The 12,005-nt window shown below is 47.2% G+C and carries 9 protein-coding genes and 1 pseudogene; 3 read left to right on the top strand and 7 right to left on the bottom strand.

Annotation, left to right across the window (positions count from 1 at the left end):
- From Q0238_RS10935 to Q0238_RS10905, 7 genes and pseudogenes are all read right to left on the bottom strand, one after another.
- A pseudogene (locus Q0238_RS10935) lies at nucleotides 1–278 on the bottom strand (hypothetical protein); the annotation flags it as partial.
- Nucleotides 275–892 (bottom strand): hypothetical protein, encoded by a 618-nt coding sequence (locus Q0238_RS10930; RefSeq protein ID WP_297945981.1) that lies wholly within the window; start codon nucleotides 890–892, stop codon nucleotides 275–277. The gene Q0238_RS10930 and the pseudogene Q0238_RS10935, both read right to left, overlap by 4 nt.
- 238 nt (nucleotides 893–1,130) lie before the next feature.
- A complete protein-coding gene (fdh3B, locus tag Q0238_RS10925; RefSeq protein WP_297945979.1) occupies nucleotides 1,131–1,688 on the bottom strand; it encodes a formate dehydrogenase FDH3 subunit beta in 558 nt (185 codons plus the stop codon).
- Nucleotides 1,689–1,697: 9 nt separating this feature from the next.
- Nucleotides 1,698–4,619 carry a formate dehydrogenase subunit alpha gene (locus Q0238_RS10920; RefSeq protein ID WP_297945977.1) on the bottom strand — a complete coding sequence of 974 codons (2,922 nt, stop codon included), beginning with the start codon at nucleotides 4,617–4,619 and terminating at the stop codon, nucleotides 1,698–1,700.
- 10 nt (nucleotides 4,620–4,629) lie between these two features.
- Nucleotides 4,630–4,827, bottom strand: coding sequence for a twin-arginine translocation signal domain-containing protein (locus tag Q0238_RS10915; RefSeq protein ID WP_005871103.1), 198 nt, complete (start codon nucleotides 4,825–4,827; stop codon nucleotides 4,630–4,632).
- A gap of 252 nt (nucleotides 4,828–5,079) precedes the next feature.
- Nucleotides 5,080–5,949: a molecular chaperone TorD family protein gene (locus tag Q0238_RS10910; RefSeq protein ID WP_297945975.1), complete on the bottom strand. Its 870-nt coding sequence runs from the start codon at nucleotides 5,947–5,949 to the stop codon at nucleotides 5,080–5,082.
- Nucleotides 5,949–7,631, bottom strand: coding sequence for a 4Fe-4S dicluster domain-containing protein (locus Q0238_RS10905; RefSeq protein WP_297945973.1), 1,683 nt, complete (start codon nucleotides 7,629–7,631; stop codon nucleotides 5,949–5,951). Before Q0238_RS10905 ends, Q0238_RS10910 begins: the two co-directional genes overlap by 1 nt.
- Nucleotides 7,632–7,797: 166 nt before the next feature.
- On the opposite strand from Q0238_RS10905, the gene selA reads away from it, so the two are divergent.
- Genes selA through Q0238_RS10890 form a run of 3 tightly spaced genes read left to right on the top strand, consistent with a single transcriptional unit; the run spans nucleotide 7,798 to nucleotide 11,983 of the window.
- Complete coding sequence (selA, locus tag Q0238_RS10900) at nucleotides 7,798–9,405, top strand: L-seryl-tRNA(Sec) selenium transferase (protein ID WP_297945971.1); 1,608 nt, start codon at nucleotides 7,798–7,800, stop codon at nucleotides 9,403–9,405.
- The gene (selB, locus tag Q0238_RS10895; protein WP_297945969.1) at nucleotides 9,398–11,218 is read left to right on the top strand and encodes a selenocysteine-specific translation elongation factor; all 1,821 of its coding nucleotides are present in this window, start codon (nucleotides 9,398–9,400) and stop codon (nucleotides 11,216–11,218) included. Before selA ends, selB begins: the two co-directional genes overlap by 8 nt.
- 51 nt (nucleotides 11,219–11,269) lie before the next feature.
- Nucleotides 11,270–11,983: a histidine kinase gene (locus tag Q0238_RS10890; RefSeq protein WP_297882822.1), complete on the top strand. Its 714-nt coding sequence runs from the start codon at nucleotides 11,270–11,272 to the stop codon at nucleotides 11,981–11,983.
- Nucleotides 11,984–12,005 lie beyond the last annotated feature (22 nt).

Below are 12,005 nucleotides of genomic sequence, written 5' to 3'. Positions count from 1 at the left end.
GCGACGAAGGTTTTGGTGCCTAAATTTGCGATATCTTTGTATTCGAAGCTCTCGGAATTTGCGCCGCGCACGATCGTAAGGACGTCCTCCCCGATCTGCAAATAATTTTTAGCGCCAAGTCTGAGCGCGCAAAAAAACGCGCAAAATGCCGCGACTACGGAAGCAAAAAGCGCCGCACCGCCAAAGCCCGCGTGGTAGCAATATCCGCTAGCGAGCGCCAAAATCGTCGATCCCGCCAGCGTCATAGCTACGGGCTTTTTATTCTCTTTTACTATCATCTTCCCTGCTTAATCATCTGTCTTATATATTCGTAAATTTTAAAATTTAGCGCATCCATTACCGAGTCTTTAGAGCCCGGATTTTTGATGCTTTGGTAGTTGAGATTAGTTACGTAATCCTTCCAAGCGCCTTTGTTTTTAACGCTTATGTAGAGGCTAATCTGCGAGTCGTAGAAATAATCTCTGTAATAATCGTCGTCGTCCCAAGGATCATAACCGAACGGCATCCCCCAGCCCACGCCTACGCCCGTATATCTGTAATATCTGCCAAATCCCATACCGAAGCTAAATCTCGGATTATCCCACGATCTGCGCGAAAAATCCGCCTTGCGGAAGTAGTTTAGATTGCCGCCGATTTGGACGTTCGCCGCGCCTTTATTTACGACCTTAAATCCATCCGCACGCAGATGCTGGATCACTACTTGGGTTAAATTTGAATCCGTCGTCGAGGTATTGGTAAAATTTACGCTTATGAGCTTATCCTGCGGAAATTCCATAATGTGAAGCGGCTCGGAAGTGCGCACGATGCCGCTATTTACGGGCACATTTTTAGAGCAGCCCGTAAAAATCAAAAACGCCGAAATGACCAAAAAAAGTGAAATTTTATTTTTCAAGACGGATCCTTTCGCTTAAGATTTCAAATCCTAAATTTGAGTGATTGTAGCATAAATTTAAAATTTTAATGTCAGCAAGAGGCGATTTTTTGAAATAATCTAACGGCGAATGGGCAAGAGTGGAATTTTTAAATAAAATTTTGCGCCGAGCGACCGCTAAATTTAAAGCCGCCGCTCGGTTGAAATTTCTGTAAAAGAGGCGGAATTTTAAATCGTAGGCGTTTAAAATTCCACAATCTTATAGGCTCACGCCGCGCGTAAGTATGCGCTTGCGATAAACATCCGAAACTCTGCTCGCGTCGCCCACGATTAGAGCGTTCGTGCAACAGATCGCCGCACAAATCGGAACCTTGCCCTCTGCGATGCGGTTTTGGCCGTATTTATGTAGCTCTTCGTGCGAAAACGTAGGCTCCGGTCCACCCGCGCACATAGTACACTTATCCATCGCACCTTTAATACCGAAAGCTCCGTCTCTAGGGAATTGCGGAGCGCCGAACGGACACGCGTAGAGGCAATATCCACAGCCGATACATTTATCTTTGTCGTGTAAAACGACGCCGTCGGTTCTGATATAGAAGCATTGAACCGGGCAAACCTGCGCGCAAGGCGCATCGGTGCAGTGCTGACAAGCGATAGAGCTTGAAACCTCCTGCCCCTCTATGCCCTCGTTTAAAGTGATAACCTTGCGCCTATTGATCTGCACGGGAACCTCGTGCGCCGAGCTGCAGGCTACCTGGCAACCATAGCAAGCGATGCAACGCTCGACATCGACGTAAAATTTTAATCTTGCCGGCATTTTATCTCCTTATGCTCTTTCTAGTCTGCAAAGACCGGCGTTAAATTCCGAAATTTGCGTATTTATGTCAAAGCCGTAGTTGGTAATCGTATTTGAGCTCTCGCCTCTGATATATGGCTTAGTACCCTCAGGATAGCGCTCGCTTAGATCCTCGCCCTGGAAAATTCCCGCGAAGTTATACGGCATAACAATACGATCAGGCGTTACGGCGTGCGAATAGATGCACTTGACTTTGATCTTCGTGCCTTGCGGCGAATGAATCCACATCATCTCACCATCTTTGATACCTTTATCAGCGGCAAGCTTAGGATTTACATGCGCAAACATCTCCGGAGTAATCGCCGAAAGATACTTGCTCGTTCGCTCAATCATGCCCGCACCGCTTAAATTTACGAGCCTTAGCGAGCTTACGATAGTAGGGAAGTCCTTGCTCCAATCCTGCTTTTTCTGCTCGGAGATAAATCTCGTAAAGACGCGGAAATTTCGTTTTTGATCCGCAAAAGTCGGATATTTCTCTACTAAATCCCATCTAGGCGAGTGGATCGGCTCGCGGTGCTTCGGAATTTGATCCGCAAACTGCCAAACCTTCGCTCTTGCTCTTGCGTTTCCGCAAGGGCAAATTCCAAACTCGCGGCATTTTTTAGCGATAATGCCGCTATAATCTGTGCTCCACGTAGGCCCCATCTTGGCTTTTTCATCCTCGCTTAGCGTGATGCCTAAAACCTGCTCGATATTTGCCTTGGTAATCTCTGCATGACCGCCTTGAATTTTTGATCCCGGAAGTGTAATGCTCTCGTCGGCTAGCTGCGAAACGCCGTCGTGTTCTAAGCCGAAGCGGTTTCTAAATCCCATACCGCCGTCGGCATAAGGCTTAGTTACATCGTAAAGAATCGGCGTGCCCGGGTGTTGCGTATCCCAGCAGGGCCATGGAAGTCCGTAATATTCGCCCTCGACCTCGCCGCCTATGCCGCGCAGGGTATCGGGATCAAATAGATGCCAGTTTTTCTGCTGTCTGCGAAATCTAGCTGCGGTGCGTCCGTTATTACCAATACTTTGAGTATTGCGTGCGATCTCATCAGTAGCGTCGTCAGGCCAAACGAAATCGTCCTTAACCTGCTTAAGCTCACCGTCAACTATACCCATCTTCATGCCGCGAACGTATTCGTCGTAAAAGCCGAATTTTTTCGCGAATAAAAACATTACCTCCTGATCCTCTTTGCTCTCAAATAGCGGCTTAACGATCTGAGTTCTCCACTGACCGCTACGGTTTGTAGCGCTTAGATGACCTTCGCTTTCAAACTGCGTAGCTACCGGCAAAACATAAATTCCATCCGGCCTATCGTTTAGAATCGCTACTTCGTTTAAGAACGGCTCGGCGACTACCAGCATATCGATCTTACCTAATGCTTCTTGAGTCTCGCGAACGTGAGCCATAGAAGTAATTCCTGTGCCTTGCACCCAAAGAACGCGGACATTGCCACTACTTAAAACGGGCTCGTTTTTCAAAACGCCCTGCCACCATTTAGATAGCGAAAAGCCCTTTTCGTTGCGCCAGTTTATCACATCTTGCTCGATGCTCGGATCGTAGTGAAAATACTCGGTAAAATTCGTACCAGGCACTTTTTCACCCTGCTTTTCGTGTGGCTGCTTAGTAGAGACGGCAAATCTTTTAATAAACTGCTCGTAATCTACGCCCCAGCCCTTGCAGAAGTGCTTCCAAGCGTTATCGGCTAGCCCGTAATACGCAGGCAAGCTATCGGAGAGATTGCACATATCGGTAGCGCCTTGAACATTATCGTGACCTCTAAGGATGTTGCAGCCGCCGCCAGGCTTGCCCATATTGCCTAGTATGAGCTGTAAAAGAGCCAAAATTCTAGTATTTGAGCTTCCGATCGAGTGCTGCGTAATGCCTAGAGCCCAGCATAAAGTGGCAGGCTTTGTGGTAGCAAACATCCTCGTAAATTCTATCAGCTCCTCTTCTTTGCATCCGGTGACATTGGCTACTTCTTTAGGATCCCACTTCTCAGCTTCGGCTCTAATCTCCTCTACGGCGTAGGTTCTAGTTTTTATTACTTCTTTATCTTCCCAGCCGTTTTTGAAGATTAGATGCAGCATTCCGTACACAAACGCTATATCAGTTCCCGGACGAATTCTAATATACATATCGGCCTTAGCCGCAGTTCTAGTAAAATTTGGATCAACTACAACGATTTTCGCGCCGTTTCTATCGCGAGCTTGAAGAGCATGCTTCATAGCCCCCACGGGATTCGCAACCGCGGAATTCGCACCTATGAAAAGGATCATTTTAGAATTTTTTGCCATATCACCTACGTGATTTGTCATAGCTCCATAACCCCAAGTATTCGCCACACCGGCGACTGTTGCGCTATGTCAAATTCTGGCTACGTGGTCGTTGCTGTTCGTACCCCAGAAAGCTGCAAATTTTCTAAAATAATATGCCTGCTCGTTACAAAATTTAGCCGAACCCAGAAATACCACACTATCTGGGCCGTCCTCTTTGCGAACTTGAAGCATTTTATCGCCGATTTCGTTAACGGCTTGCTCCCAACTTATGCGCTCCCACTTGCCGCCAACCTTTTTGAGCGGATATTTAAGACGCATTTTAGATTTGGTTAGATCGATTTGATCGATTCCCTTACAGCAGTGACTGCCCTGCGAGATCGGGTGATCTACTGCCATATCTTGGCGAATCCAGGTATTGGTGCTCTCATCTACTTGAGCCTCGATACCGCAGCCTACGGAACAGATCGAACATATCGTTCGCTTCATAACGGAACCTGGAAATGGGTTTTTGATCTCTTGCTCAGTAGCGGCTCTTAGCGTATTATTTTCGCCAAACGCGGCTACACTGCTCGCTCCTAAAGCGGCGAGTTTCAAAAACGATCTCCTTCCGATCGCATTCTCACTCATGAAAATTCTCCTAGTAAGCTACTTTATAGTATTTTTTCCACGCTTCACTCTCCCAGTAAAGCACCTCTTTTTTCGGTGATTTGCCACGAACGGTATCGCCGTAATCCTGCTCGCTTTTCGCTAGAGCCTGAGACGCGGCAACGCCTACGGCACCTACTGCGCCGATTTTTAGAGATTTTTTAAGAAAATCCCTGCGTTTGTTCTCCATGGTTTTCCTTTGTGAAGAAATCGCTTTAAATCTTTTATTGTAGTAACGCCTGTTACAGGATTTAAATCTAATGAATTATAACGAAAAGGCAGTGAGATGGAAATTAAATTTTAAGTTACTTTTTAAATTTTATTTAAAATTCAAAATATAAAGTTCTAACTAAAAAACTACTCGAAAAACTAGAGTTTGCGAGTTTAAAATTTAACCGAAATTCTGCTTTCGCGTTAAGATTTTCGTTAAAAATTTTATTTATCAATCCAGATTAAAAATATCTTCCGGATTGGTAAATTTATTTTGATAGCCGCCTTTTTTGATCGCTTCTTTAACGACGCTGCGATCTTTCTTTTGCGGAGCGGCAAGCGCTAAAAGCGAGCGCTCAAGCGCAAAAAAGCTTCTCATTAGTGCGCCTAATGATTTGAAAAAATCCGCCCGCACATGCCCGCACAAAAGCTCGCTAAACTCATCCACAAAGCTGTTGGTGACATTCGTAAAAAGCTCTAACGCCAGCGCTTCGCCGTCTTGTGCGCCGATGAAATTTTTAGCGCATTGCGAGTTCGCAGTATTTTTACCATCCTGCGAGTCCGTAAAATTTTTACTGCCATGCAAACCTGCAGAATTTTTTCCGTCTTGCGCCGCCAAGCTCGCGCTATTCGTAAAATTTTGCTCGTTTGCCACGGAATTTTGTCCGTTTAAAACCGCGCTGTGTTTTGCAGCCGCGTCGCGCAGCAGAGTCGAATGCAGGTAAAAAATAAATCCTACATAGTCCTCGCACTCCTTGCAAAGCTCCATATTGCGGCGAAATTTACTCTTTTTTAGCACGTCAATTACCGCGACACGCATACGCCCATCGTCGCGTCCCTCGTCGTAGAAGCTCGCACTCATCGGCACGTTGGCGTATGAAAAATCAAAAAGCACGGAATTTTGCTCGCTTTTAAACGCTGCAAAATCGAATTTCGCCAAATTTTGAAATTCCGCCTCATCGCTAGGCACAATGGGCGAGCTGCGTAAAAACTCCAGCTGCTGCTGCCAGCGCTTAAATTTCGTATCCGTTTCATAGAAAAAAAACGGAATTGCAAAAAATTCGTAGTAGTAGCTTCTTGCTTGAAGTAGATTCGCATCCATTACATTGCCCCTTTTCTAGCATCTTCTATCTGCTTTTTTATCATTATTTTCGCCTTGCAATCGCCGCAGCAAAAAAGAGTCTTCATCTTTTCAGGCTCATTTGCAAAATGCGCACCCATCATATCCGCGATCTTCATCACGGCTTTGCTCGTCGCAAATTCCTTACCGCATTCAATGCACTTAAAAAGCTCATCTTTAGCTAGCATTTTGTAATTAAAAAATCCCGGCTCAAGCTCCACGCCGCAAGGCTCAAGCTCGATCGTATCCTTTTCGGCGCAGCTTAGCACGCAGTAGTTGCACGTCGTGCAAAGCGAGGCATTGAGCTTAATTGAATTGTCGCTGTTATCGGCATACAGCGCGCCGGTATTACAGGCACCCACGCAGCTAAGGCATAGCGTGCAGCTTGCTTCGTTTATGTTTACTTTGCCAAATTCTAGCAACTCTCCGCTTTTTACGGCGCCGAAGCTGCCCTCGCCAACCATTGCGCTTACGCGTTTAGAAAAAATTTCTTTCTTGCTAAGACCCTGCTCGTTTATCGAAAGCCTCCACGGCTGCGCGCTTTGTGCAAACTCTAACGCCTCTTGCAGCTCGGCTAAATTTCGCGCTAAAAATACCGCGTCCTTGCCGTAGATCGCGCGCGAAATTCCATTGATAAGCTCCACCGCTTCGCGCGTGCTCTCGCCCACGTCTGCGCCGTAAACGATCACACTCGAGCCGCTTTCTTGCATCGCGCTTAGCAAATTTGCCTCATCTATTTGCTTGCTTCCAAAAATTCCAAACGGTAACACGCCGCACGGAAGCTGTACTGCGGGTGCGGACTCAATTTCGCTCTCTGCGATGAGAAGCGGAATTTTGCCTGCATAGAGCTTTGCGATCTCGCCAAATACGCTTTGGGGCAGCTTGGCAAATTTCAGCGCACCGCTAGGGCAGACGCTCACGCACGCGCCGCAACCGATGCAGTCGATATGCGAAAATACTAACTCGCGCTTTTCGTCGTTTTTCAAAATCGCCACTGTGGGGCAAACCTCTGCGCATGGCGCTCGCAGCTCATTTCGCCTACCTTGATACTGGCAGATCGCGGGATCGAAGATCGTGGAATTCTTATAATGATAAACCGGGCTTTTGGAATTTAAAATTTCTAAAATTTCATCGTCTTTTAGCCCCGAAATCTCGTAGCAGCCGCTTTGTCGTAGCTGATATGGCGCTGCGCCGCTAATCAAGAAAAAATCCGCCTCGGTCTCAACCTCATCCCGCTCGCTTAAAATCGTAACTGCAAGATCACCAATCTCGCCGTAGACGAACTTTATCTCAGCCCTGCTTAACGCGATCACCTTAAATCCGTGCTGCCTAAGTAGCCCCACAAGCCCCTCTCGCGGCTCATCACAGGCGAGAATTACGTTTTTGCCGACGGGCTTTTGATAGTCGCTATCTAGCGCACCGTCAAAGGCGATATTTTTGGCGCGATACAAAATATCTACGTTTTTAGCGATTTGTAGCGGCTCATCTGCGGAATTTTCTATATAAAAATTTATCTCGGGCGCATAAATTTGCGCTTTTAGTTTCGGCGAATTCGCAACGATAAATTCCTCATTTTTCGCCTCCTCTTCATCGCCGCAAATTTCGATATCATCGCTTAAGACGACATCCTTTAGCCCCGCGGCGTAAAATCCATGTTCTTTCATAATCTATCCTAAATTGATAATTAGGCGGGTTTTACTCTTATTTTCTAAACAGCTTTTAAATTCTGCACTTAAAGTAAATCGAATTTAAATTAATAATTCTATAGATAAAGCAAAATCAAAGCTTTAAATGATAAAATCGCCTAAATTTTAAGGCATCGGGGTCGCAATGCAACAAATCAAACTACCAAAAATCGATAAAATCGCAAACGCGCAGGAGTTTCAAAACTGCCTCCGCCCGCAAATCATCAAAATCGCGCAAGAGCTCATTGAAGAGGCACGCAGGGAGGCGCTGCAAGGAGGCGAGCTCGCAAGCGAAAGCGAGATCATCGCGCGCATCAAATCGCGCTACGAAAAATTTCAAAATCTAAGCCTTAAGCCGCTCATTAACGCAACCGGCGTCGTGCTGCACACAAATCTCGGCCGCAGCGTCATTGGCGCCGAAATTTTAGCCCGCGCGCAAAAGATCATCACCTCATATTCAAATTTAGAATACGACCTATCCGAGGGCGCACGCGGCAACAGATACGACTACATAGCGCTTTTGTGCAGCGAGCTCTTCGGCGCGCAGGACGCACTCGTGGTCAACAACAACGCTGCGGCGGTATTTTTGGTGCTAAATACCTTCGCGCGCGGACGCGAAGTCGTGGTAAGCCGCGGCGAGCTAGTCGAGATCGGCGGGAGCTTTCGGGTAAGCGAGGTAATGGCAAACTCGGGCGCAAAGCTCACAGAGATCGGCACTACGAACAAAACCAAGCCGGACGATTACGAAGAAGCGATCAATGAAAACACGGCGATCTTGATGAAGGTGCACCGCTCAAATTTTAAAATTTCAGGCTTTAGCTCTAGCGTAAGCGCTGCGGAGGTAGCGGCTCTCGCACGTCGCGCCTCGCAGGCAAAGAGAGAATTTTTAGCGCTTAGAGCGGCAAGCTTTAAAAATTTAGCAGATCTTTGCGGCGGCTCTTCGGACACGGACGGCGAAATTTTAAATTCTGCGCCGAACGGTTTAAGCTTAGCGGCAGCTTCTGCAAATTCTTTAAATTTAAAAAGCGACGAGCCGTCCGCAAAGAGCGAGCGTTTTTATGAAGGCGGCGCGGGCGACAAGAGCGAAATTTCTAAAATTTACCCCGCAAAATTTAGCATGAAAAAAGCGGAAAGCTTTAACGAGATCATCGATTATTACGATCTTGGAAGTGGTTACGCGAGCGAGCTGGGATTTGGGCTTGGCAAAAGCGAGCCCTCAATCTTTGAGCTTTTAAAAAGCGGCGTGCGGCTGCTTAGCTTTAGCGGCGACAAGCTCTTCGGCTCCGTGCAGTGCGGTATCATCCTAGGAGATCGCGAGCTCATCGCGCGCCTGCGCAAAAACCAGCTACTGCGAATGCTGCGCGTGGATAAGATCACGCTAAGCCTGCTTGCCGAGACGATCAAGGCGTATATAAATAAAGAATTTCACCTCATCAGGACGATAGATCAGATCCATCTGGGCCTGGACGAGCTGCGTGAGCGAGCGGAGCTAGTGCAATCTCGCATCGGCGTAAAATCGCAGATCGTGCCTACTACTACCTTCGTAGGCGGCGGTACGATGCCGAGCGCCTCCTACCCTAGCGTCGCGCTTGCGATACTTGACGGCGCAGATCCGCAGAGCACGCAGGCAAAATTTCGCGCTGCGGGCATAATCGGGCGGATCGAGGATGATAAATTTTTGCTCGATTTCAGATCGATTTTAAAAAGCGACTTACAAGATTTAATAAAAAAGATCGGAGAAATTTATGAATAGCGTAATCATCGGCACCGCAGGCCATATCGATCACGGAAAGACCGCGTTAATCAAGGCGCTAAACGGCTTTGAAGGAGACCGAATGCCGAGCGAAAAGCAGCGTGGTATCACGATCGATCTTAGCTTTTCCCATCTGCGCTCTGGGGATACCAACGTCGCTTTCATCGACGTTCCTGGTCATGAAAATCTAGTAAAGACGATGATTAGCGGCGCGTATGCCTTCGACGCTGCGATGCTAGTAGTCGCCGCAGACGACGGGCTAATGCCGCAAAGCAAAGAGCATATTCAAATTTTATCGCTGCTCGGGGTAAAAAGCGTGATCTTATGTATCAGCAAATGCGATCTTGCTGACGACGTGCGCAAGGCGGAGGTCTCGGCGCAGTGCAAGGAATATATCTCTAAATTTAAAGATTTGCAAATTTTAAACACCTTTTTTATCAGCATAAAGGATCCCGCAAGTATCACCGAGCTGAAAAACTATCTCTTTAATATCAAGCCCGCGCAGCGCCAAGGAGGCGGCGTGGTGCACTACTACATCGACCGCGTCTTTTCGCTTAAGGGGCTCGGCACCATCGTAACGGGCAGCCTCATTAACGGCGCGATTTCAAAGGGTGAAAAGCTTTATAACTGCGATCTGGGTAAAATTTTTAACGTCAAAAGCGTGCAGATCCACGACGAGGACACGCCGCTAGCGCAGGCTCCAAACCGCGTCGCGCTAAGTCTGGACGCCAAAACGAGCGAGCTTGAAAAGGGGCAAATTTTAACCAAAAAAGGTTTTTTCCGCGGCTTTAATGAAGCCGACTGTACCTTTAGCGGCGAAATTTCGCATAATCAAGACGTGCTGTTTTGCGTCGGAAGCAAACAAAGTGCGGCAAAAGCGCTCATTTTAAAGGAACTTCCAAGCGGCGAGAAGCTCGTAAGCTTTAAATTTGATAAAACGATGTTTTTGAAATTTGATGAGCCCTTCGTATGCCTGGCAAACTCGCGCGTAATCGGCGGTGGGCGCGTGCTAAACGCCGTAGTCGAGCCGCTAAAAAAGCAGAGCAAAGCCGTACTTCTCACCGCGCTTTTGAAGCGAAATTTCACCGAAGCGTTTAAAATTTTAAGCCTCTTTCACAAGCATGGATTCGGGCTTTTTTCGGCGTATCAGCGCTTCGGGATGGAGTACGACGAAGCGGTAAAGATCGCGCGCGGCTTAGAGGGGACGTATTTTGACGAAGCGAACTTATGCGTTTACGATCTAAGCGCGATCGAGGACGTAAAAAGCCTCATAAAATTTATCGTCTCGAAAAACGACTACGCGATCTTTTCGCCCGCCTCGATCGCCCTAAAGCTCTCCTGGGCTAGCGAAGATCTTGCCGCGCGCTCTCTTAACGAGCTTGAGCAAAGCGGCATCGTCTCCAAAGGGGGGGGAGTTTACGTAAAATCGGGGGTGGATTTTGACGCGCTCAAACAGAGCCTGGAGAGTAAAATTTTTGATCTCATCAAAAAGGGCGGCATCGCGCCGCTTGCGCCGTATAACATTTACGACGAGCTAGAGATCGACCGCGAAAGCGGCGATGACGCGCTAAAGAAGCTAACCTACGCCAAAAAGGTCGTCCGTCTCGCACACAATCTCTTCGTCGAGGCCGAAAATTTAGCCCTAGCGATCAAGCGCCTCTACGCGATCATCGAAAAAGATGGCTTCGTAAATGTCACGAACGCCAAAGAGGAGCTTGGGCTTAGCAGGAAATTCGTCATCTGCTACCTCGAATACCTAGATAAAATGGGAAATATCGTGACGATCGACAATAAACGCTATTTGAAAAAGTAAAAATTTAAAATTTTGCACTACAATGCGCGGAATTTTTTGCAAAGGAAAAAAATGAAAAAAGCTATTTTAACTTCAGTTGCGCTCGCAGCGAGCCTAAACGCGGCTTTAAGCGACAGCGAAATTTTATCTATCTACGGCGGCGCACCGCAAGGCATCGAGATAAAGGTCGCCGAGCGCATCCCACTTAGCGAGCCAAAAGGCGTTGAAGCGGTCGTTTTAAAAATCTCTCAAGGCAATATGTCGCAAGAGGAGATCATTTTCACCCAAGGCGATCTGATCTTTACCGATATCATCGATCCTAAAAAACGCGTAGTCTATAAGGAGCAGATCAAACAAGACCGCATCGCAGGACAGCTAAGTAAAGTCTTCAAAGCAGAGAGCAAAGACAATATCATAAAGCTAGGAAACGATCCTAAAAAGCCTACGATTTTGATGCTGACAGACGCTTTGTGTCCATTCTGCCGCAAAGAGATGGCAAGGATCGAAGAAACGTTAAAAAATAACAATGTCGATATCGTCATGACCTCCGTTCACGGCGACGACGGCCACGCAAAATCCGCACTCATCTACAAAGAGATCAAAAATGCTAAAACTGACGAGCAAAAGATAGCGGTTTTTAAAAAATATTACGCTGAAGATAACAAAGCAGGTGCCAAAGACGTAAGCGCTGCCGAGCTAAATGCTGCAAAAGCCCTAGCTGCCAAATACTTCGGTGCGGGGGTAAACTCGGTGCCTTACATCATCGAACTAGACAAGCTAAAATAATCTCTTTTAAATTTTGCGGAGC

Origin of the sequence: uncultured Campylobacter sp. (assembly GCF_938045775.1) — a bacterium.
Lineage (GTDB): Bacteria > Campylobacterota > Campylobacteria > Campylobacterales > Campylobacteraceae > Campylobacter_B.
Note: the sequence above shows the minus strand (reverse complement) of the source record. Positions and strands in the feature narration are given on the sequence as shown.

Coding starts and splice junctions, on each gene's coding strand:
- selA (WP_297945971.1), top strand. CDS start 7,798: ATGCAACAAATCAAACTACCAAAAATCGATAAAATCGCAAACGCGCAG.
- selB (WP_297945969.1), top strand. CDS start 9,398: ATGAATAGCGTAATCATCGGCACCGCAGGCCATATCGATCACGGAAAG.
- Q0238_RS10915 (WP_005871103.1), bottom strand. CDS start 4,827: ATGGAGAACAAACGCAGGGATTTTCTTAAAAAATCTCTAAAAATCGGC.
- Q0238_RS10905 (WP_297945973.1), bottom strand. CDS start 7,631: ATGAAAGAACATGGATTTTACGCCGCGGGGCTAAAGGATGTCGTCTTA.
- Q0238_RS10890 (WP_297882822.1), top strand. CDS start 11,270: ATGAAAAAAGCTATTTTAACTTCAGTTGCGCTCGCAGCGAGCCTAAAC.
- Q0238_RS10910 (WP_297945975.1), bottom strand. CDS start 5,949: ATGGATGCGAATCTACTTCAAGCAAGAAGCTACTACTACGAATTTTTT.
- fdh3B (WP_297945979.1), bottom strand. CDS start 1,688: ATGCCGGCAAGATTAAAATTTTACGTCGATGTCGAGCGTTGCATCGCT.